We start from the raw sequence: 20,215 nt of genomic DNA on the forward strand, positions 1-20,215 counted from the left end.
CCAAAGGCTATCGGGGAAAACTAATGCTGATGTTCAAAGGGTTGATGTCCACGACATGCTGCGCAGTCGCGTTGTTCGCGCTGCCGGCCGAAGCTCAGGTGCAGGCATCGGAGGCGCGCGCGGATGGCGTGACGCAGGATGCGCCGTCGTCGATCGGCGACCCCGTGGCATCCGCGAAGCTGGCGGCCGATACCGGACGCACGAACGATACCGGGGACGGGTCGGAAATCGTGGTGACGGGCACGCGCATCGTCCGCCCCAACAACCGCTCGGCCGCGCCGATCGTCACCACCACCGCCGCCGAGATCGCGGCGCAGGGCGCGACGACGATCGAGGAGGTGCTGAACCGCCTGCCGCAGGTGCAGGTCAATTCCGAACAGAATTTCAGCGACTCCGAAGGGCGTCAGCGCATCAAGCTGCGCAGCCTGGGCTATGAGCGCACGCTGACGCTGATCGACGGCCTGCGCGTCGGGCTGGCCAACACCATCGACGTCGGCATCATCCCGAACGCGCTGGTCGAGCGCATCGACGTGCTGACCGGCGGCGCATCGTCCGTCTATGGATCGGACGCCGTGTCGGGCGTCGTCAATTTCATTCTGAAGAAGAACTTCGAGGGCATCCGCGCCGACGCCAATTACAGCTTCTACAACCATAACAATCGCAGCAACGCGGTCACCGACGCGGCCGGCCGCGCCGGCTTCAACGCGGCGCGCGGCATGACCAACGACGGCGGCCGCGCCGACGTCAGCCTGGCGGCGGGCGTCAACCTGTTCGACAACCGCGTGAACTTCACCAGCTTCATCAACTATCGCCAGTCGAGCGCGGTCGAGCTGGTCGACCGCTCCTATTCGGTGTGCGAAGCGGTGCAGCCGACCAATACCTCTCCGCTCGGCTGTTCGCGCGCCAGCTTCACGCCGGCGGGCACGATCATCCCGCAATCGGGGCCGCGCGCCGGCGAAATTCTCGTCAACAATCCCAACGGCAACGGCACCTTCATTCCGATCAACAGCGGACCGCAGGGCACGTCCGCCAACCCGTACGACAACTGGGCGGTCCAGCGCGCCTTCAACCGCGTCAATCTGGGCGGCTTCCTGACCGCGAAGATCAGCGACGATATCGAGCTGTACGGCAACGGCCTGTTCTATCGCGACAAGTCGTACAACACGCAGCTCAACCGCACCTTCAACTTCGGCGCGTACGGCACCGAGCCGTTCCGCGTAAATTGCGACAACCCGTTCCTGTCGGGATCGCAGGCAAGCGACCTGTGCGGGGCCAATGCGGGCGTCGCCGGCCAGTTCGCGCCGATCGACGTGCGCTATCGCTTCGACGGGCTGCCCCTGACGCGGCAGGAGTTCACCAACGAGGGCTATCGCATCGTCGCGGGCCTGCGCGGGCGTGGGTTCGACGACGTGTGGTCGTACGACCTCGCGGGCATGATCTCCCGCGCGAGGCTGGATACGATCGACGTGCCGTTCGCCCGGTTCGACACCATCAACAACTCGCTCGACGTGGTCCGCGTCAACGGGACGCCGACGTGCCGATCGGTCGTCAACGGCACCGATCCGGCCTGCGTCCCCTTCAACGCGTTCGCGCCGTTCAATCAGGACGTGGCGCTCAACCAGTATCTGTACGGTGGCGCGACCGGCGGCATCAGCACCCGCATCCCGCGCCTGTTGCAGTTCATCGGCACCGTCAGCGGCGATCTGGGCAAGTACGGCATCACCTCGCCCTTTGCGGAGCAGGGCGTCGCGGTCGCGCTGGGCGCGGAATATCGGGAGGAGCTGGAACGGACGATCGTCAACGAGATCTTCCAGCAGAATAACGGCGGCGAGAACCAGCGCTTCACGCAGAACATCCTGGAGGCCAACGCCGAGATCCAGGTGCCGTTGGTCGAGAACCGCCCGTTCGCGCGACTGTTGCAGGTCAATGGCGGTTACCGCGTGTCCAAGTACAACCGCCTCGACGGCAAGTTCGACACGTGGAAGGCCGAGGGCATCTGGGCGCCGGTCGAGGATATCACGCTGCGCGGATCGTACAACAAGTCGCAGGCCGCGCCGGGCGTCGGCACCGCACAGGGCGCCGCCAACATCTTCTGGAACCAGGGCTTCTACGCCGACCCCTGCGCGCCGCGGATCGATCCGGCCAACCCCAACGGCGCCCGTCTGGCACCGTCCGCCACAGCGGCTCAGTGCGCCAACACCGGCCTGCCCGCCAATCTGTACGGCAGCGCATCGCTGATCTGCCCCGACGATCGCTGCACCGTGCGGGAGGGGGGCTTCGACCTGAAGCCGGAGACCGCCTATACCAAGACGTTCGGCGTCGTCCTGCGCCCGCGCTTCGTGCCGGGGCTGGTGGTGTCGGTCGATCGCTGGCTGATCGACCTGAAGGACCAGCTCGATTTCCTCCAGCCGCAGAACATCATCAGCGAGTGTCTGAACACCGGGAACGATTATTTCTGCCGCGGTATCATTCGCAACCCCGGCAGCGGCACCCTGTCGAGCTCGCCCGCGACCAGCCCGGCGACCGGCTGGGTCGCGCGCGGGTCGGCCAATGGGTACAAGTCGCAGTCGCATGGCTGGGATTTTCAGGGCCAGTATAATGTCGGGCTGGGCAGCGTCGGCCTGCTCGACCTGAGCTTCAACGGCACGCTGATGACCCGCGTTGGTTCGCAGTCGGCACCGACCATCGCGCCGCGCGACTGCGTCGGCTATTTCGGCAATCTGTGTGGTGAGAGCATGCCGAAATGGGCACACCAGTTCCGTACGACGTGGACCGCGCCGGACCGTACGACCAGCGTGTCGGTCAACTGGCGTCATCGCGGCGCGATGCCACTCGACGTGTACGCGCCCGCCGATACCGGCATTCCCGCGCAGGATGCCAGCGCGCGGCGGGACCAGTATCCGGGCGTCGGGTCGTACAACTGGATCGACCTCGCGATCAGCTTCGACATCGACAAGCGCATGACGTTCCGGGTGGCCGCGAACAACATCCTCGATCGCGATCCGCCGTTGATCCCGGACAGCCGCTCGCGGATCGGGCTGCTGCGCGGCAACACGATCATGGGCTACGACCTGCTCGGCCGGCAGATCGTCGCGGGCGTATCGGTGCGGATGTAACCGTCGCCCGCCGCCACGCTTCGTTCAGGGCGTGGCGGCGGACGACCTCGACCCGCTATGTTTTTGGATGACCGACCGGAGGCGGCGGCGAGGCGCGACGGGCCTGCCAGCCGTCGCCGGTGATCGTGTCGCCGGCGACGCGGCCCGCATAAACGCGCCCGAACGCGGTGAAGCGGATGGCGGGGCCGGTCAGGCGGACGCCGGTGAGCGTGCCGGCCGATCCGATGCGGGTCAGCGTGCCGCCGATATCCTGAAAATGCTGGTGCAGCGACAGGCGGGCACCGTCCGCCAGCACCCATTCGCCGGCGACCGCAGCGGGTACTCGCCACAGGTACAGGTGCGACCCGCCGACCCGGCCGGTGGCGTCCGGCGGCCAGTCGGCCATGTCGAAGGCGTGGCTGACGATGCGCGTGCCGGGGGCCAGGTCGCGCAACAGATGCGGGCGCAGGCGCAGGTTGACGCGCGGCAGCAGGAACATCGTGACGACGGTATGACCCCGCAGCGGCGTGGCGAACAGGTCCTGCGCCACGAAGCGCGTCCGATCGGCGACCCCGGCCTGCACGGCCGCCGCCTTGGCTTCGCCGATCAGCACCGGGTCGATGTCGACACCCGTGCCGGACGCGTCGCGACGGGCGGCAGCGATCAGGATGCGGCCATCGCCGGTACCGAGGTCCAGCACCCGGTCACCGCGTCCGACGCCCGCCATGTCCAGCATCGCTGCGACCACTTCCGGCCGGGTGCCCAGATAGGGCACGTCGAGCGTCGGTCCGCGGCCGGTCAGCGCCGCCCACGAACACCGCGCGACGCCGGGCGACAGGCACCGCGCGCCCAGCGCGACGCTGCCGCTGGCCAACAGCGTCAGGGCGAGGGCGGCAAGGGTGGAGCGTCGGGACATCGATCGGCTGCGTACCGCCGGGAGGCGCGTGGAGCCAAGACCCGATGTGGTGCGAATCACTCCTGAGCCGATGACTCCGCATGGCGGGTAACGGCTTCGCACAGTTCGTGCGTCGCGAGGATGGCGACGACCGCGGTCGGCCGCCGCTCGCGGACGGCTTGCAGGAAGTCTGCACACATCGCCTGAAAGCCGCGCTGCTGGCCGACCGGAGTCCAGTCGCCGCGTCGCTGCCGACACTCCGTCCCGGCGGAGCGGACGCGGTCGGCCATGTTCAGCACGGACTGGCGGACGCCGTCGCCGATCACGTCCAGCCGTTCCTCGTCGAGGCCACTGTCGCGGTGCATCGTGCCGATGGCGGTGTAGCCGTCGCCCTCCAGCATCAGCGTCACCGCCGTCAGCAAGCCATCCCGGAGGTGCGTCGTGATCGTGCGATGCCGGATCGGCGCGGGAATCAGGAACAGCAGCGTATCGATGACATGGATGAAGTCGTCGAACACGACCCGGCGTGCGGTGTCGGGCTGCCGGTGGCGATGCTTTTCCATGACGATCAGGCTGGCGTTCGACCCGCGCAGCGAGGCGTAATCGGGGGCGAAGCGGCGGTTGAAGCCGATCCTCAGCAGGGTGTCGTTGTGCTCGGCGAGTTCCACGAGCCGTTCTGCGTGCGTGAGCGTGTCTGCGAGCGGTTTGTCGACAAAGGTGGCGATGCGATGTTCCAGCAGCGTCTGCACCAGCGGCGGGTGGGCGCTGGTGGCGGCATGGACGAAGGCGGCGTCGAACCTGTGGGCCGCCAGCGCCTCTTCGATGCCGGTGTGGAGGTGATGCACGTGGAATCTGCGTCCCGCTTCCTCGAGCACTCGCCGGTCGCGAGTCGCCAGATGCAGCTCGAGCCCCGGCAGGGTCGATAGCACCGGCAGGTAAGCCTTGTGGGCGATGTCGCCCAATCCCGTAACCAGAACGCGCATGGTGGCTGTCAACTCCGTACGGCCGGGGGCGTCGGACCCCGCAAGACCAGCAACAGCACCCCGCCGATCGCCAGCACGCCGACGCCGACCAGCGCGCTGATGCCGGTATAGGCGATGCTGGAATACAGCAGATATGCGCTGGTCGCGCAGAACAGCGCGGGTATCAGCGGGTAGAGGGGGACGCGAAAGCAGTCCGGCGGGGGTGGCGAGCGACGCCGCAGCACGAACAGTGCGATCCCGACCATCAGCAGGAAGAACCAGAAGACCGGCGCGGTGTATTCGACGACCGCGCCGAACGCGTCGCGCCCGAACGTCGCCCCGATGACGAGCAGGACCGCGATAATGCCCTGGAGCAGCATGGCATTGCCCGGCGTGTCCCGCGTCGCGCTCCAGCGGCCGAGCCAGCGCAGGCGCGGGAACGCGCATCCGAGCGCATAGTTGGTCCGCGCCCCGGTGATGACGGTGGCGTTGGCGGAGGTCAGCGCCGCGATCGCGATCATCAGGCTGATGGCCGCGCCGCCCGCCGGACCAAACGCGCGGGCCATGACGTCCGCGGCGACGGTCTGGCTGCCCGCCACGCCTTCCAGCCCCAGCGCGCGCAGATACGCCCAGTTGACGAGCAGGTAGAGCAGGGTGACCAGACCCAGCCCGGCAACCATCACCGGCGCGATGCGGCGGCGTGCATTTTGAAGCTCGGCGGAGATGTAGACCACCTCGCTCCATCCGCCGTAGGTGAGCAGCACGAAGACGAGGACGAGCCCCAGCGCACCCTCCCGCGGGGCGCGGACGGTGGGCACCGCCTCCGGTGCGACGACCAGCCCGGCGACGATGACGCAGACGAGGCCCAGCACCTCCGCACAGGTCATCCAGAACTGCGTTCCCGCGCCCTGACGGATGCCCAGCCAGTTGAGGCCCGTCAGGCCCACGACCAGCAACGTCGCGTACAGGCTGCTGGAATAGGCGCCTAGCGGCAGCAACGCCGCTACGTAATCGCCGAATACGTAGGCGAGCAGCGCCAGCGATCCGGTCTGGATGACGGCGAGCCGCGCCCAGCCGTACAGGAAGGCCAGATCGCGGCCGAACGCCACTTCGAGGAAGTGGAAATCGCCGCCGGCGCTGGGATGCGCCGACGCGAGTTCGGCGTAACACAGCGCACCGAGGATCGAGAGCAGGCCGCCAAGCGCCCAGGTGCCGAGAAACATAGCCTCGCTCGACGCCGCGCCCGCGACCATCGCCGGTGCGCGGAAGATGCCCGCGCCGATGACGATGCCGACGCACAGCGCCAGCCCATGCCGCAGGCCGAGCGTCGGCCGTGGCTTACCCGCGCGATCGTCCGGTGATGCCGATACGGTGTCCATCCGCCCCTTCTGCAACGTCCGTCGGCGTTCGGGAACCGTCGGGAGACGAATGTCGCCGCCGAACAGGCCGCTTGGGACAGGTCATGATGGCGGTACTCGACCTTGCCTCCAGCACTGGCGGCTGGGCCATTCGTCTCGGCCAGCGATGCCTGGTCGACGGTTTCCATGAACCGCAACGTGGGTCTGCGTTGACGGCGTTGTTGCCGACATCACCGGCCGCGACCGTTGATCGCAATCGAAATCCTGCCCGAAACTGTGACAAACATCACGAATAACTGTGCGCTCCGTCACTGCGCAAGTTCTCCGAACCGGCGAAAGACGTTCGACGGCTTCGCCTGCTGGCGAACGGCCGAGTCGATTACGGGGGATATCATGAAGCAGATCAACAGCCGGGCACGCCTCTATGCAGGGGCGGCCACTATCGCCGTCGTAACGGCCCTGTCCGCACCGGCTGCTGCGCAGTGCGTCACCGATGCCACGACCGTGACCTGTGCGGGCACCGTCACCTCGGGCGACGTGAACGCGGCGATGAACGCCGTCGCACCTCCCTCGGTGACGCTGCGGGTGGCGGCGGACACGACGGTCACGCGGACGGCACCCTCGGTTCAACCGGCATCGACCTTCAACGGCGCCGTCGACATCGGCAACGCCGGCACGCTCGGCACGACCGCGGCCACCGTCGGCGTCACCTATTTCGGAACGCCGGACGCCGCCACCAACACCTTCTCCCTGACCAATAGCGGGTTGGTCACGGGTGGCGTGACCGTCGGCGGCGTCGGCGGCGCGATCACCGTGACCAACACGGGTACGCTGGCCGGCGGGCTGCAACTGTCCGGCTCCGGTCCGATCACGCTGAGCAGCAGCGGGCCGATCTACGTCGCCGGCGGCAACGGCAGCACGACGGCGGTGTCGCTCCAGTCGCAGCGCTTCGTCTCGACGACGACGGGAACGTTCGGCGTCGATGCGGTCACGACCAGCACGACGACCGGTGGTCCGGTCACCGCGACCATCACCGGACCGGTGGCGATCCCCGCCGCCGGTGCGGGAACCCCGGCCATCCCGCAGGGCGTGCAGATCGATAGCTTCGGCACCGGCGGATCGGCGCGACTGACCCTCGACGCGGCCGCCGGGCAGGTGCTCGTCCGTGCGCTCGGCACCGACTCGGTCTTCACGCCCGGCAGCAACACCACGACCGTGGGCGGCACGACCACGACGCGCAGCTCCAACACGCAGACGCAGGTCGGCGGCCCGGCGTCGGCGACGCTCGGCACCAACGCGCAGGTCGCAAGCCTGAGCGTCCAGGGCGGACCCGGCGGCGCGAGCGCCTCGATCGCGGGCGGCGTCGGCACCGTGGCCGCACCGGGCTTCGTCAGCGTGACGTCGTCGGCGGCGAACTTTGCCAACACCAGCGAAACGGTCAGCGACGCGACGGGCACCACGACACGGACGACCAGCGTCAACACGCCCGTGGGCGGGGCGGCATCGCTCGACATCGCGGCGACGGGACGGGTGATCGGCAACGCCAATGTCGCGTCCAGCGCCAGCACCGCAACCGCGAACGTCGCCGGTGCCGTCGGGACGATCGACGGAACCACCGTCCGCACGGGCAGCGTGACGGCCGACGCGCGTGGACAGCGTTCCACCTCGACCGGCGTGTCGACGAGCGGCGGCGGGGCATTCTCGAACGCCAACACCAACAGCCAGACGGCCTCGACCGGCGCGGCGTCCGTCGGCGTCGCGGAAACCGGCCGCGTCCTGGGGTCGATCAGCGCTCTGGCATCGGGGGGTACGGCCTCCACGACGATCGCCGGCCTGGTTGGAGCCAGCGACGACAGCATCGTATCGGCCAACGTCGTCTCCGATTCGCGCGGCTCAAATACCGAGTCGACCAACAGCAGCAGCAATGCCGCCAATGGCGATTTCGCGGGCAGTTCCACGTTTGCGCAGCGTAACGTCGGGGCCGCGGCCAGCACGACCATCGCCGCCACCGGGCGCGTCGCGGGCAGTGCGAGCGCCTTGTCCAACGCCGGCGACGCGACCGTCGTCGTCGCGGGCACCGTCGGTGCCGGCAGCGGCACGACGGTGACCGTTCAAGGCAACGTCCAGGCGACGGCGCGCGGCATCAACTCCACGCAGGCGAACAGCAACTCGAACGTCGCCGCGACGGGCGACTTCGCGAACAGCCAGAACTCGACGGGTGCCATCACGGGCGGCGCAGCGTCGGCCACGGTGGCGTCGACCGGCGCGGTCTTCGGCAGCGTGACCGTCCTCGGCGATCGCGGGGCGATCGTGGACAATGCGGGCCGCATCCGTGACACGGTGCAGGCGAACAGCTCGCGGACCATCACGCTGGCGCAGGGCAACTCGTCGAGCCAAGTGACGACGGCGGGCGCGGCCGGCGTATCGACGGTGGTGAACCGCAACGCCAACACCAGCCTGAGCCAGACCAGCGGCGGCACCGCCAGCCTCGTCAATCGCGCCGGCGGCGTGATCGAGGACGGCGCGTTCGTGTCGGGCGTCGGCGGCGCCACCCTTACCAACGCGGGCGCGATCTTCGGCAATGTCAGCGTGACGTCCGCCGGCAACCGCTCGGACAGCGCGAACTCGTCGGTCACGACGGCGACGACCACGCCGGCGGCGGCGGGCGGCGATACGGTGCGGAGCGAGACGGTGTCGGCATCGTCGTCATCGACTACTCCCATCGGCGGCATCGCAACCGGCACCTATGGCGGCACGATCGGCGCCGCACAGGGTTCATTGCTGGCCGCGGCCACGACGATCAACCAGACGGGTCAGGCCGGCAGCACCGCCACCTTCACGGGCGTCGCTTTTGCCGATGCGTTCACGTCCGCCGGCGCCAGCCGGAGCGAGAACAGCCAGTCGAGCACCAGCTTGACGGTGACCCAGCCGGCGGTCGGCCCGGCGACGCCCGCCAGCGAGACGACGGGCAGCTCCACCTCGCGCAGCGCCACCACCGTCGTGGCGGCGAACAACAGCGTCAGCGTCACCGGCGCGCTGCGCAACAACGGGCTCGGCACCGGTGATTTGCAGGCGACATCCACCGGCGGCACGGTCAGCGTGGCGATCGACGGCGGGACGGTGGAGGGCGGCGTATCCGCATTCGCCGGGCCGTCGTTCAACTTCACCAGCGGCTCCGACTCCAGCTTCCGCAACACGCAGGCGGCGACCGTCGCCGGACCGGTGGCTTCGACCGTGGAGCAGTCGAACAACGTCACGAACTTCAGCGAACAGCGGCTGGTGGCGAGCACCGCCAACGTCGCGCTGACGGGTAACGCCCGCGTCGGCGGCAATGTGCAGGTGACGGGTACCGGATCGGGAGCGGGTTCGACCGGAGCGTCGGCCAGCGTCGCCTCGACGGCGTCGATCGGTGGCGCGCTGAACGTCACCGGCGCCAATTCGGTGAATACACGTTTCGACAACAGCAGCGTGGCGACGCGCACCGGTGCGACGGAGACGACGCGCACGGACCGGTCCAGCACCGTGCAGACGCGCTCGCCGAATGCGGGCAATGCGACGGCGACCATCGCCGGTGACGTCGGCGGCACCGTCTCGGTCAGTGCGCCCTACGCCAATGCGTCGGCGACGCTGAGCGGACGTATCCTGAACGGCAGCGGCATCTCGGTGATTTCGAGCGGCACGCTGAGCTCCACTTCGAGCGAAACCATATCGCGCGGTACGAATGCGACGACGCTGGCGACGCCGCTTCTCCAATCGTCGCGCAATCAGGCGACGAACACGGCTGCCGGCGGGACGGCGACGCTCGCCATCGCCTCCACCGGCATGACGGCATCGTCCGGTGCCTCGGCCGTCGATGGCAGCATCGTCGTAGAAGGCGATGCGGGAGCGACGCTGTCGATCGCGGCCGGCACGCGTGTCCTCGCCAGCAACAACGGCGACATCGACGTCGGCAGCAACGGCAACAGCAGCACGTCGTCGCAGACGGCAAGCTACAATCTGGCGGGCGCGCTGACCGGCCAGACCTTCACCTTCACCAACACGGAGGTCGGCGGTCCGGCCAGCTTCACCAATGCCGGTATCATCGGCAGCTCGACCGGCTATTTCGGCGCGCCGATCGGGATCGACGTGGACAGCATCGGCGGCGTGACGATCGCGAATACCGGCACGATCTACGGGTCGATCGACGCCGACGCCCTGACCAGCAACGATAGCCAGACGACGACGATCACCGGTCTGACCGATCCGGTCACGCAAACCTCGACCACGATGGGCACGACGACGATCGTCGGCGGAACCGCGACGGTCACCAACAGCGGTGTGGTGTCCGGCGATGTCGGCATCGCCGCCGCGACCGGCACGGTGAGCAATACGGGCGTGCTGCGCAACGGCGTGTCGCTCGGGTCCGCGCAGTTCGCGGGTACCCAGACGACCACCCAGACCGCCACGTCCAGCAACGTCACCGTGACTGCCCCGGCGACGCGCTTCGTCCAGACCTACACGCTCAATCAGAACGGGCTGCTGCTGAACGGCGTCAGCGTGTCGGGCGCGACGGTCGGCGATTTCTCGACCAACGCCCCCGCCAACGCGACGCTGCGCACGAGCGATGTCCGCGCGACGATCAACCTGGGCAACGGGTCGGTGACGACGGGCAACATCGATGCCCAAATCGACATGGCTCGCGCCCGGTTGACCGACACGACGGTGAACCTGACCGGCAGCGGGTCGCTGGGGGCGGGCACCGGCCTGACGCCGCCGGCATCGCTGGGCTTCGGCGCGGCAGCGCTGCGGTACGAGAACACGCCCAATTTCGCCGCATTCGCGGCGACCGACCCGGCGCTGGGCAATTCCGCCAGCGGCACGTTCGTGCCCTCGGTCGGGATCGCCAGCGGTTCGCGGATCACCGGCGTCAACGTGGTCGAGCGTAATGGACCGGGTGTCTTCACGATCGTCGGTGCGCCGTATCTGTCCGTATCGAACGCCAACCCGTTGGCCGTGTATACGATGGATGTCGGCACGTTGCGGATCACCAGCGGCGAGCTGCAGCTCGGCGTTGCCGGGACGGACCCCGCCAACAGCGCGGCGGTCTTCGGCATCCGCGGCAATGTCGTGAACAGCGGCGGTACGTTGCTCCTCGGGCGCCGGGTCACGGACGGGACGACCTCGGTCGTGCAGGGCACCAATGTCCGGGTGGACGGCAACTTCACCCAAGCGGCAGGCGGCACCTTGTCGCTGGCTGCGACGCCGGCGCTGGTGCGGATCGCGGGCACGCAGGTCGGTGCGCAACCCGCCGACGGCATCCTCGGCTTCGGCGGGTACGGCGTCGCATTGACCCCGTTCGTGCCGTTCGATCCGCTCGCCACCAACCAGCTTCGCTCGACCCCGTCGACGTTGACGGTCAACGGCGACCTGACGCTGGCCGGCACGGTCAGCATCGCGGCGCAGCCGGGTGCGATCTATGCCGCGGGCCGCAACGCCGACCTGATCACCGTGTCGGGAACGTTCAATGCGGCGGGTCTGACGGTCAGCACGCCGATGAACTCGCCCTTCGTCCGCTTCGCGCTCACCCCGCGCACGGTCGGTGGCCAGACGGTCGTGTCCGTGGACGTGACGCGCACCTCCTACGCGTCGGTGACGACGACCGGTAACGCGTCGGCGGCGGCGGTCGCGCTCGACGCCGCGGTTCCAAGCGTCATCGCCCAGTTGCGCGCGGTGCCCAACCCGAACGCGGTGACCGACGTAGAGAGCTATGCCAACGTGCAGGATCTGGCGACGATCATCTCCGCGCTCGATACGCAACTCAACGCCGCAACCGCGACCATTGCGTTCGATCAACTGGGTTCGGGATCGATCTACGGTTCGCTGTCCGCAGTCACGGCGACCGCACCGTTCGGCGATCCGCTGGACGCGGCGGTCATCGCCGATGCCGGGCTTGGACTGTGGATGCGCCCGGTGGGCCTGTTCTCGCGGTTCGACGGCGATAGCGGTACGGGTGCGGGCCGTCTGAAGGCCGACAATTATGGCGGCTCGGCCGGGATCAGCATCACCACGGGCAACGAAGGCGCGTTCGGGATCGGTGGCGGTTACGGCCGCATCAACGCCCGCGACAAGGCGTTCGCCTCGACCGCCAAGGCCGACACCTACATGATCGGGATCTTCGGGCGTCAGCGCTCGGGCGGTTTCGATCTGGCGGTGCAGGGGGTGTTCGGGTGGAGCAACTGGGACGTGGTGCGCGCACTGCCGCTCTTCTCCCGCACCGCGGACAGCAGCTTCAACAGCAAGGAGTTCCGTCTGACCGCCCGGGTCGGATACGACGTGCTGCTGAACGGGATGACGGTGACGCCGTTCGGTCGCGTCGACCTGCGCCACTACGACTTCGAAGCGTTCAGCGAGCGTAACGCCGGCGGTATCGGTCTGGCCGTGGCGTCGCGCGAGAAGACGGTGTTCAACCCCGAGGCCGGCGTCCGTATCTCGGGCGATACCGGTGGGTTCCGTCCGTTCGCCGAAGCATCCTACGTCTTCCAGGGAAATGTCGGCAACGATCGTCAGGTGTCCTTCCTGGGTGATCGCGCCAACAGCTTCCGGATCGAGGGCGTCGATCCGGACGGTTATGCCCGCATCGGTGCCGGCCTGATGGCCGACCTCTATGGCGCCAACTTCAGCCTTCGCGGCAGCTATTTAACGGGTGGCGGCAATCGCGCGGGTGAAGTGTCGGGTGCAGTTACCTTCCGCTTCTAAATCCATCCCCCAAGCTAAAGGGGCGACGCAAGTCGCCCCTTTTTTTTGTCTGATGAATATCTTTTCGTCAGGTCCGATGCGAATTCGAGTGCAATGCGATCTTCCAGCGGGCATCGGCTCGGGAGGGGATCGACGAACTTGAAGCTTGCGGGGTGAATCGCTTCGTATTCAGGTCCGTCGCAAGAATGGGCGGGCGACGTGCGGGGGACGATGCAGGGAGAAGACGAGCGCTTCGACGGGTGGAAGGCCATCGCCCGTCATCTCGGCAGGGATCGTTCGACCGTTATCCGTTGGGCCAAGGATCGCGGCCTGCCGGTGCATGCGATGCCCGGAGGAAAGAGCCGGACCGTCTATGCCGTTCGCCGCGAGCTCGATGCGTGGATGCGCGGTGACGGCGTGCAACCTGCGGCGAACGGCGGTTCCGACCCGGTCGAGGATGACGAAGCACGACCGCTCCCGCCGGAGCCGCCGTCATCGTTCGATCCTCCTCCGTCGGGCAGGGCACCGGGCGACGCCGTCGCCCGGTCGCCGGCAGCGCGGGCAGGGCGGTGGGCGATGGCTGCCGCGGCGGCGATCCTGATCGTCGCGCCCGGCATCTACTTGCTTGCGAAAGAAAGACCCGTGCCGGATCAGGATCGGCAGGTACGGCTCGATCCCGCGACCGACGCTCGCCTGTTGCGAGCGCGGGACGACATCGCGTCGCGGTCCGAGCCGCGTCTCCGCGCGGCGATCGCGTCGCTCCGCACGATGGACCGGCAGTCGAATGGACATAGCGGCATCCATGAGGCGCTGGCCGAAGGGTATCTGCTGGCGCGCGAGTTCGGATCGCTGCCTGACGCACTCGCTTTGGAAAAGGCTCGGCAGGAGGCGGAACTGGTGCTGCGGGTCGACGGCGACTCCGCCGTCGCGATGCGGGTGCTGGGGGTCGTATCCTATTGGCGTGATCGCGATGTCCAGCGCGGCGGCGATATGTTCCGACGCGCCATCGCCGCCGATCCTCAGGACGCTCTGGCGCATCAATGGTACGCCAATATCCTTGCCGACAACGGCGATTTCGCTGGGGCCTTTCGCGAGTTCGCGGTCGCCCGGTCGCTCAGTCCGGGTGCCGCCTATCTGCTCGCCGATTACGCCTGGGCTCTATGGTCGGCCGGGCGCGAGCGGGAGGCCGAGGCCATATTGCTGGATCTGGCGGCACGCTATCCAGATCTCGCCAGCGTCTATGACTGCCTGAGCGTGACGGCGTTCGCACGCGGCGATTTCGCGGGCTACGCCAAGCGGCTGAAGACCCGGGCGAGCGCACGCGGCGCCGCGGAGCTCATCAGCTATTCGAAGCTGGTCGGCGAGGCGGCCACGCGCGACGATCGCGTTCTGTACGATGTCATGCTGACCCGCGGATTGACCTACGCCGAAGCGATGCCCGCCTCCGACCATAGCTGGCCCGCCTTCGTCGCCAGCGTGTTCGGGGATCGTCATCAGCTTCTCGCCATTCTGACGCGGGCGAGCGAGCGCGACGAAAAATGGGGGGCGTCCGGCTATACCCGCCGCATCGTCGCACGCTGGAAAACCGACCACGCGGTCGTCGAGGCGATCGGGCGCCTCGTTCAGCCGCCGATCGAGCCCCGCTCCGCCGCGTTGCGACCATTTGAGACGTGATGCGACGCCGCATTTCGGGATTTCTCCTCTAGTTTCCGTCGGGTCGGGAGCGTCACGCTTTAGGCACGCCGGGGGGCGACGGGGACGATGGAAGCAGGGGCAAGCTGGCCCGTGGCGATGCCGCCACGGTTCGGAGGGGGAGTGCTGGAAACCGGGCGGATCGAGCGGATCCGCCCGGCGACCAGAGTACGGCCGGGGGATGCCTTCCATTGCCCGGACAATGGCGACGTCGCGATCGTGCAATCCGGTGCCCTGGTGGTCGAACTGATGATGACGGGCGGGAGCGTCCTGCCGCTGGTCCGATACCGCGCCGGGGATATCGCGCCGGTGCTCTCTCGATTGTCCACGCCCGCCTTTTCGCTGGGCTATCGTGCGCTCGAGCTGACCCAGATGAGCTGGTTGCCGAGCCACCGGATCGACGACGCGGTGCGCGGTGGGATCGCCCGCGCGCGCGACGATCTCTTGAATGCCAGCATGCGCCAGATCACGTACCTGGCCTGTCTTCCCGCATCCTACCGGCTGTATATCGAGCTTCTGCGTTGCGCCCAGTCGGCGGGAGACGGTCCGTTTGCGATGCCGACGCATGGCGAGCTGTCGGCGCGGGTGTGCACGACGCGGGAAACCATATCCCGGGAGCTTTCGATCCTCCGACGGGAAGGCGTGTTGTCGCCGGGCAAGGTCGCGCGGTTGCTGGCACCGGCCGACCTCATGAAACGGATCGCGCGCGTCCTGAACCTGGAGCGCGAATCCGATGTCTGGGAAAGCTTTGGCATGATGCCCGTCGCGGCCGCATGATGGGTATGCCACGTGATCCCAACCGGCTTCCGGCGCGGTTCGGTCGTTCCGGGCATCGCTAGCCGTCGATCGCGGGCGATAGGGAAATCCGGCTCAGGCTGGGATGACAATGCTTTGCAGCGCATGCGGTTACGGCAATCGCGCTGATCCAAGTTGAACGGACCCCGGTCCCGAGGAACGCGGAACATATCGACATGGTTGGCCCGAGGAGATCGGGAGCAAGTCGATGAGCAACGTTGATTTTCTGGTAAGTCGTGCGCTTCAGGAGCGTCGGCAGGCGGACGCCAGCAGCGACATGGCCGTGCGCGACGTCCATCGCATGCTGGCGGAGCGATATTTCGACGAGGCGTGGAGCCTAAACGAGGCAGACGACGACGCCCCGCCCATGGACGAGCAGATCTGGCGCCACTGAAAAGCGGCGCCAGCCTTTCCTTCCAGATGCGGTATGTACGGCCTGGTCAACAGGCCGCCGTTCAGCGTCACTGCGCCGGAGCCAGGGTCGTTCCAGGACTGGACATCGCCTGCACCACAGCGATCTCGATCGGTGTCAGGCCGCTCATGCGCTCGACATCCTCCGCCGCCGTCACGCGTACCGATCCAAGTTGATCGCGACCGCGCAGGTCGGAAGCCACGGCAGGGCGTGCGGCACCGAAAAGCCCCAGCTTCATATGATTCGTACTTTCCCAGTATGTCCGACGCGGAGCTCCTCTCCACGTGCCGAGCGTATAATGCCGGCTGGCGATACTGGTTCCGGACGTGACAAGCCCTTTTGTTCGAAGGGTAAAATTCGGGATTACGCGATAGTGATGACGCCGTCCGACGTCGGCGATGCATGTCGCATTTCGCTTTTCAGATGCAGGATGTTCGAATGGAGCGCCTCCGCTCCGGTGCGCTGGGCGGTATCGCGAAGACGGCGGGCGCGAACGACGTAGCGGACGATGCCCGCATCGGTCGTGGCGTTGAACGCCAAGTCGTTTCCAATCCAGCGCGCACTGGCAAAGTTCGGTGTCCACATGATGGACGCAATCCCCCTTTAGCGTTCCGCAGCACGCGCTCCCCAGAGCCTGCCGACGAATCGCAACCGTTTCGACACCTGCGATGCAGGCGACAGAACCGAATTGAGGTGTTCTGGTTAATCAAATGATAACGGGGAAATCGGCTCTTGCGGCGAGATCGATCATCTCGCTCCAGTCCAGCTGCTCACGCGTGCCGTCGACGACCAGGAAGAGGCGGCGCTGCTCGCCCCGGTCGCTGGAGATCGCAAGCGCCACCATTTCGGCGACCGCGCCGCGCGCGACCTCGATCGATGGCATCCATGCCGTTGCGCCCGGTTGCCACAGTCGCGCTCCCCACCAATAACCGGCCGCGCTGGGCCGCGTTTGAGATCCAAGCTGCATGATCGGCAGAGGCTTTAGCCCCACACCGGTTGCGTGCAATCGGGCCGACCGCAGACTGGCGCGGATGCCGGTCGGATGGGCGCTTCGCGAGGACGGGATGGGGCGAGACGGGCTGGGTTGAGACGCGCTGGGTCGAAAGGGGGCGGACGGGTGAAGCCCGGTCGATGGCGATCACGCCACCATCAGGCGGTCACCTTCGAATACCCGACATGCGCGACCGTCATATGGGCGGCGGTCAGGGCTTCGCAGACGGCCAGCAGGAACCGGTCCGAGGCACGCATGCGCCCGCTCGCGTGATCCGCGATGATAATCTCGCATTCCTGGATGACGTGCGACACGACCTCCAGGCTGGATTTCAGATCCTGGTGGCTGAACCCCACCCCGGCCTTGCGCCCGGTCAGCACCCGGTCGCTGACGCGATTGAGCTGCTGCGAGAAGGTGGCCAGTCGCGACATCGCCTGAGCTTCGGAAATCACGAAATTCATGGGACATTTTCCACGGTGGCGTCTTCCGGACCGGAAAACTCCGCGGCACGATTGGCGTCCGAACCTTGTCGTCGGGTAAACGGGTGGGCAAAAACATGAGGTTGCCCGGGCCATCCCCTGACGGCGGAGATCACTGGGTCGCGCGGGCGTCCACCTGTTTCGACACGACAGCCCATTCGGCGTCGCCGAGCCGCATTTCCTCTTGATGGCCGTTGGTCGTCAGCGTGACCACTTGCTTGATCCGGTTGTCGAATATGCAGGTATAGTCGCGGGCCTCGATCCTGCCGCCGGTGACATCGGCCGCCAGCCGATCATAGGCGCGCCGCACGAAGGTCGTCGCTTCGCCTTCACTGATGCGCGCCGTATCCTTCGGTCGAATCGGCGCGCGGGGATCGCTGCGCAGGTTTGCGGGAAGGCTGCGCAGTTCTTGCGCCGCCAACAGGGTTTCGCATCGTTTGGTGACCGCCGCCGCCTGCTCGGCATTTTGGCATCCACCGATCCAGAGGCACAGGGTGGCAGCAACGGCTCGTCTCATGCATCGGCCCTTCGGAGCGTTTGGTTGCCGCAGCATAGAGCAGCCCGAACGTTCTCGCATCGCCCAAAACACGACAGCGCATCGCGGCCGGAGCCGGACACTCGCCTGCTCGTTGTGAGTCAGCAACGAAGGATGATCGAGATGGGGTGGAGCAAGATCGAGAAGGGCGGAATTCCGATCGATCGATCGCCGATGATCCGCGCGGGCGAGCCAAGGCAGCCGGTCGCGGACTACCGAAGCGCGGACGATGTCGGAGATCGCGGCAGGGCGCTCGTTCGGACCTCGTCGGCGCGGATGGGGGCGACACCCCGAAACGATAATCGGACCCTGGCGGGCTTCCCGGCGTGACGAAGCTGATCGTCTGGCATGACGGGGCGTGTCCGCTGTGCCGAAAGGAGATCGCGTTGATGCGGAGGCTGGATCGGCGCGGGGCGATCGCCTTCGTCGATGTGGCCGAACCTCGCAGCGTGTGTCCCATCGATCGCAAGACGATGCTGGCGCGGCTGCATGCGGAGGAGGACGGGCGTCTGATATCCGGTGCGGCGGCCTTTGCGGCGATGTGGCGGGCGATACCCGTGTTGCGACCCTTGGGGCTCGCGGCGCGCAACGCTATGGTCCTGTCGATGCTGGAACGCGGCTACCGGCTGTTCCTGCACGTCAGGCCGTCGTTGCAATCGCTGGCACGCAGGATGGAACAACGATGAGGTCTGTCGTGCCCGAGATCGCAGGGCCGGGACAGGAGAGCGTCTGGGACTATCCGCGGCCGGCGATCGCCGAGGCGACCGGCCGCCATATTCGGATCGAACATCGCGGCGTAGTCATCGCCGAGACGCATGCCGCGGTCCGGACGTTGGAGACGAGCCACCCGCCCAGCTATTATCTGCCGCCGGCCGATATCAGGATGTCGACGTTGCGCCGGTCCGGCCGCGGCTCGTTCTGTGAGTGGAAGGGGCAGGCGATCTATTATGACGTGGTGTTCGACGGCGAGGTCGTTCCCGATGTGGCGTGGAGCTATCCAAATCCGACGCCCCGGTTCGTCGGTCTGCGCGACCACATCGCCTTCTACGCCGGTCCGTTCGACGCGTGCCTCGTCGATGGCGAACGGGTCGTGCCTCAACCGGGCGACTTTTACGGCGGCTGGATCACGAACGACATCGTCGGACCCTTCAAGGGCGTGCCCGGCAGTCGCTTCTGGTAGTTGCGAGCGGACGCCTTGCCGCTCATAAGATCATGAAAGGACTGGCTGAGAGGGGTGATGTGCGATGAAGACGGTGAATGGTGCCATCGCCCTGTTGCTCGTGGCTGCGGCGATGCCGTCGCCCGCACCCGCGCAAGCGGCATCGGAGCCGGTCGTCGCCGGGCGCGTCGAGATCCAGGCGCAAACCCAAGCCATGCTGGCCGAGATGAAGCCGGATCAGGGTTTCATGTGGCGTCCGGTCCTGCGCGACGGCAAGACCGTCGCCGCGATCGAGATCTGGAAGAAACCCGGACGCCCCGCGGTTCATCCGACCGAGGCGGAATATGCGATCGTGCTGGAGGGATCGGGCACGCTGATTTCGGGTGGCACCCTGAACGACCCGAAGACCAGCAATCCCGGTCTGGTCGAAGGCAGCCGGATCGAGAACGGCGCGACGCGCAGCCTCGGCCCGGGCGACGTCATCCTGATCCCCGCGGGCGTGCCGCACTGGTTCGGGATCACCGGCGAGCGGCTGATCCTGCTGGGTGTGAAGCTGCCCGGATCGAAGTAGCGCCCGACGCGGGGGTGGTCGCTGCCGAACGTTGCTCGTAAGCGGGACGGCATGATGAACGTCCTCGCTGCACTCGCCTTGTTACCCGCCGCGGTTCCCCAGACATCGTTGCCGAGCCCGACGACGCTCCTGCCGGGCAAATGGGACGTGACCTCGACGATGGTCGACGCGGTCATTCCGGGCGCGCCCGGGTTCCTCGTGCGCATGATGCGGGGCAAGTCGAAGGCGGAGCACAAGCGCGTGATCGCCGGGCAGACGATCGAAGTCCTGCTCGCACCCGATCCGAAGGCGAAGTGCCGGGTCGATGCTCAACGCATCGCAGACGGCAGATACACGCAGCAGCTGAGCTGCCCGCAGAAGCGGGGGGAGGCGATGCGGATCGCGCGGGCCGGCACCTATTCGCGCGACGGTTTCGCCGGCCGCGCGACGGTCAGCGGGACCACGCCCAAGGGAGCGCTGAACATCGTGCTGGATCAACGCGCCGGCCGGGTCGGCGACTGACGGTACGACGCGGACACAGGATCGTTGACGCGGGCACGGGATCGCGGTTCAACCCC

17 protein-coding genes are annotated in these 20,215 nt (G+C 67.3%); 9 read left to right on the forward strand and 8 right to left on the reverse strand.

The features are described from left to right. The first annotated feature begins 23 nt into the window (after positions 1-23). Positions 24-3,116, forward strand: a complete 3,093-nt coding sequence (locus ILT43_RS06220) for a TonB-dependent receptor domain-containing protein (protein ID WP_204196531.1) — start codon at positions 24-26, stop codon at positions 3,114-3,116. A gap of 55 nt (positions 3,117-3,171) precedes the next feature. Here the strand turns inward: ILT43_RS06220 and ILT43_RS06225 are convergent, their stop codons facing one another. From ILT43_RS06225 to ILT43_RS06235, 3 genes are read right to left on the reverse strand one after another with little or no spacing between them, the layout of a single operon-like run. Continuing rightward, complete coding sequence (locus ILT43_RS06225; protein WP_204196540.1) at positions 3,172-4,011, reverse strand: SAM-dependent methyltransferase; 840 nt, start codon at positions 4,009-4,011, stop codon at positions 3,172-3,174. Positions 4,012-4,067: 56 nt separating this feature from the next. Beyond that, positions 4,068-4,973 carry a Gfo/Idh/MocA family protein gene (locus tag ILT43_RS06230; RefSeq protein WP_204196553.1) on the reverse strand — a complete coding sequence of 302 codons (906 nt, stop codon included), beginning with the start codon at positions 4,971-4,973 and terminating at the stop codon, positions 4,068-4,070. A gap of 8 nt (positions 4,974-4,981) precedes the next feature. Then, the gene (locus ILT43_RS06235; RefSeq protein ID WP_204196578.1) at positions 4,982-6,331 is read right to left on the reverse strand and encodes an APC family permease; all 1,350 of its coding nucleotides are present in this window, start codon (positions 6,329-6,331) and stop codon (positions 4,982-4,984) included. A gap of 372 nt (positions 6,332-6,703) precedes the next feature. On the opposite strand from ILT43_RS06235, the gene ILT43_RS06240 reads away from it, so the two are divergent. The 4 genes from ILT43_RS06240 to ILT43_RS06255 all read left to right on the forward strand — a co-directional run bounded on the left by ILT43_RS06240 (position 6,704) and on the right by ILT43_RS06255 (position 15,905). Continuing rightward, the gene (locus ILT43_RS06240; RefSeq protein WP_204196586.1) at positions 6,704-13,045 is read left to right on the forward strand and encodes an autotransporter outer membrane beta-barrel domain-containing protein; all 6,342 of its coding nucleotides are present in this window, start codon (positions 6,704-6,706) and stop codon (positions 13,043-13,045) included. A gap of 210 nt (positions 13,046-13,255) precedes the next feature. Further along, on the forward strand, positions 13,256-14,698 hold the full coding sequence (locus ILT43_RS06245; RefSeq protein WP_204196614.1) for a tetratricopeptide repeat protein: 1,443 nt from the start codon (positions 13,256-13,258) through the stop codon (positions 14,696-14,698). Positions 14,699-14,839: 141 nt separating this feature from the next. Continuing rightward, a complete protein-coding gene (locus ILT43_RS06250) occupies positions 14,840-15,493 on the forward strand; it encodes a helix-turn-helix domain-containing protein (RefSeq protein WP_204196621.1) in 654 nt (217 codons plus the stop codon). Between the two features lie 226 nt (positions 15,494-15,719). Beyond that, positions 15,720-15,905 carry a hypothetical protein gene (locus ILT43_RS06255; RefSeq protein ID WP_204196631.1) on the forward strand — a complete coding sequence of 62 codons (186 nt, stop codon included), beginning with the start codon at positions 15,720-15,722 and terminating at the stop codon, positions 15,903-15,905. Between the two features lie 67 nt (positions 15,906-15,972). On the opposite strand, the gene ILT43_RS06260 is transcribed toward ILT43_RS06255, so the two are convergent. From ILT43_RS06260 to ILT43_RS06280, 5 genes are all read right to left on the reverse strand, one after another. Further along, a complete protein-coding gene (locus ILT43_RS06260; protein WP_204196632.1) occupies positions 15,973-16,161 on the reverse strand; it encodes a hypothetical protein in 189 nt (62 codons plus the stop codon). A 125-nt stretch (positions 16,162-16,286) separates the two neighbouring features. Further along, positions 16,287-16,508, reverse strand: coding sequence for a hypothetical protein (locus ILT43_RS06265; protein WP_204196639.1), 222 nt, complete (start codon positions 16,506-16,508; stop codon positions 16,287-16,289). A 121-nt stretch (positions 16,509-16,629) separates the two neighbouring features. After that, positions 16,630-16,806, reverse strand: coding sequence for a hypothetical protein (locus ILT43_RS06270; protein ID WP_204196642.1), 177 nt, complete (start codon positions 16,804-16,806; stop codon positions 16,630-16,632). 266 nt (positions 16,807-17,072) lie between these two features. Then, positions 17,073-17,375, reverse strand: coding sequence for a hypothetical protein (locus ILT43_RS06275; protein ID WP_204196645.1), 303 nt, complete (start codon positions 17,373-17,375; stop codon positions 17,073-17,075). Between the two features lie 130 nt (positions 17,376-17,505). Next, on the reverse strand, positions 17,506-17,910 hold the full coding sequence (locus ILT43_RS06280) for a hypothetical protein (protein ID WP_204196655.1): 405 nt from the start codon (positions 17,908-17,910) through the stop codon (positions 17,506-17,508). 344 nt (positions 17,911-18,254) lie between these two features. Here ILT43_RS06280 and ILT43_RS06285 point away from each other — a divergent pair, with 344 nt between their 5' ends. From ILT43_RS06285 to ILT43_RS06300, 4 genes are all read left to right on the forward strand, one after another. Next, positions 18,255-18,614 (forward strand): DCC1-like thiol-disulfide oxidoreductase family protein, encoded by a 360-nt coding sequence (locus tag ILT43_RS06285; RefSeq protein WP_204196656.1) that lies wholly within the window; start codon positions 18,255-18,257, stop codon positions 18,612-18,614. Continuing rightward, the gene (locus ILT43_RS06290; RefSeq protein WP_204196662.1) at positions 18,611-19,108 is read left to right on the forward strand and encodes a DUF427 domain-containing protein; all 498 of its coding nucleotides are present in this window, start codon (positions 18,611-18,613) and stop codon (positions 19,106-19,108) included. The genes ILT43_RS06285 and ILT43_RS06290 overlap by 4 nt, the downstream gene beginning before the upstream one ends. A gap of 64 nt (positions 19,109-19,172) precedes the next feature. Continuing rightward, entirely contained in the window at positions 19,173-19,658 is a 486-nt protein-coding gene (locus tag ILT43_RS06295; protein ID WP_204196670.1) for a cupin domain-containing protein, read from the forward strand. A 51-nt stretch (positions 19,659-19,709) separates the two neighbouring features. Beyond that, the gene (locus ILT43_RS06300) at positions 19,710-20,159 is read left to right on the forward strand and encodes a DUF3617 domain-containing protein (protein WP_204196684.1); all 450 of its coding nucleotides are present in this window, start codon (positions 19,710-19,712) and stop codon (positions 20,157-20,159) included. Positions 20,160-20,215: the final 56 nt, after the last annotated feature.

The organism is Sphingomonas longa (genome assembly GCF_016892685.1).
In the GTDB taxonomy this organism is placed as follows: domain Bacteria; phylum Pseudomonadota; class Alphaproteobacteria; order Sphingomonadales; family Sphingomonadaceae; genus Sphingomonas; species Sphingomonas longa.

What these genes read in the sequence shown, in the direction of transcription:
- ILT43_RS06220 (WP_204196531.1), top strand. Translation starts at nt 24, where the DNA reads ATGCTGATGTTCAAAGGGTTGATGTCCACGACATGCTGCGCAGTCGCG.
- ILT43_RS06295 (WP_204196670.1), top strand. Translation starts at nt 19,173, where the DNA reads ATGAAGACGGTGAATGGTGCCATCGCCCTGTTGCTCGTGGCTGCGGCG.
- ILT43_RS06260 (WP_204196632.1), bottom strand. Translation starts at nt 16,161, where the DNA reads ATGAAGCTGGGGCTTTTCGGTGCCGCACGCCCTGCCGTGGCTTCCGAC.
- ILT43_RS06230 (WP_204196553.1), bottom strand. Translation starts at nt 4,973, where the DNA reads ATGCGCGTTCTGGTTACGGGATTGGGCGACATCGCCCACAAGGCTTAC.
- ILT43_RS06235 (WP_204196578.1), bottom strand. Translation starts at nt 6,331, where the DNA reads ATGGACACCGTATCGGCATCACCGGACGATCGCGCGGGTAAGCCACGG.
- ILT43_RS06255 (WP_204196631.1), top strand. Translation starts at nt 15,720, where the DNA reads ATGAGCAACGTTGATTTTCTGGTAAGTCGTGCGCTTCAGGAGCGTCGG.
- ILT43_RS06275 (WP_204196645.1), bottom strand. Translation starts at nt 17,375, where the DNA reads ATGAATTTCGTGATTTCCGAAGCTCAGGCGATGTCGCGACTGGCCACC.
- ILT43_RS06240 (WP_204196586.1), top strand. Translation starts at nt 6,704, where the DNA reads ATGAAGCAGATCAACAGCCGGGCACGCCTCTATGCAGGGGCGGCCACT.
- ILT43_RS06280 (WP_204196655.1), bottom strand. Translation starts at nt 17,910, where the DNA reads ATGAGACGAGCCGTTGCTGCCACCCTGTGCCTCTGGATCGGTGGATGC.
- ILT43_RS06245 (WP_204196614.1), top strand. Translation starts at nt 13,256, where the DNA reads ATGCAGGGAGAAGACGAGCGCTTCGACGGGTGGAAGGCCATCGCCCGT.
- ILT43_RS06290 (WP_204196662.1), top strand. Translation starts at nt 18,611, where the DNA reads ATGAGGTCTGTCGTGCCCGAGATCGCAGGGCCGGGACAGGAGAGCGTC.
- ILT43_RS06265 (WP_204196639.1), bottom strand. Translation starts at nt 16,508, where the DNA reads ATGTGGACACCGAACTTTGCCAGTGCGCGCTGGATTGGAAACGACTTG.
- ILT43_RS06225 (WP_204196540.1), bottom strand. Translation starts at nt 4,011, where the DNA reads ATGTCCCGACGCTCCACCCTTGCCGCCCTCGCCCTGACGCTGTTGGCC.
- ILT43_RS06270 (WP_204196642.1), bottom strand. Translation starts at nt 16,806, where the DNA reads ATGCCATCGATCGAGGTCGCGCGCGGCGCGGTCGCCGAAATGGTGGCG.
- ILT43_RS06300 (WP_204196684.1), top strand. Translation starts at nt 19,710, where the DNA reads ATGATGAACGTCCTCGCTGCACTCGCCTTGTTACCCGCCGCGGTTCCC.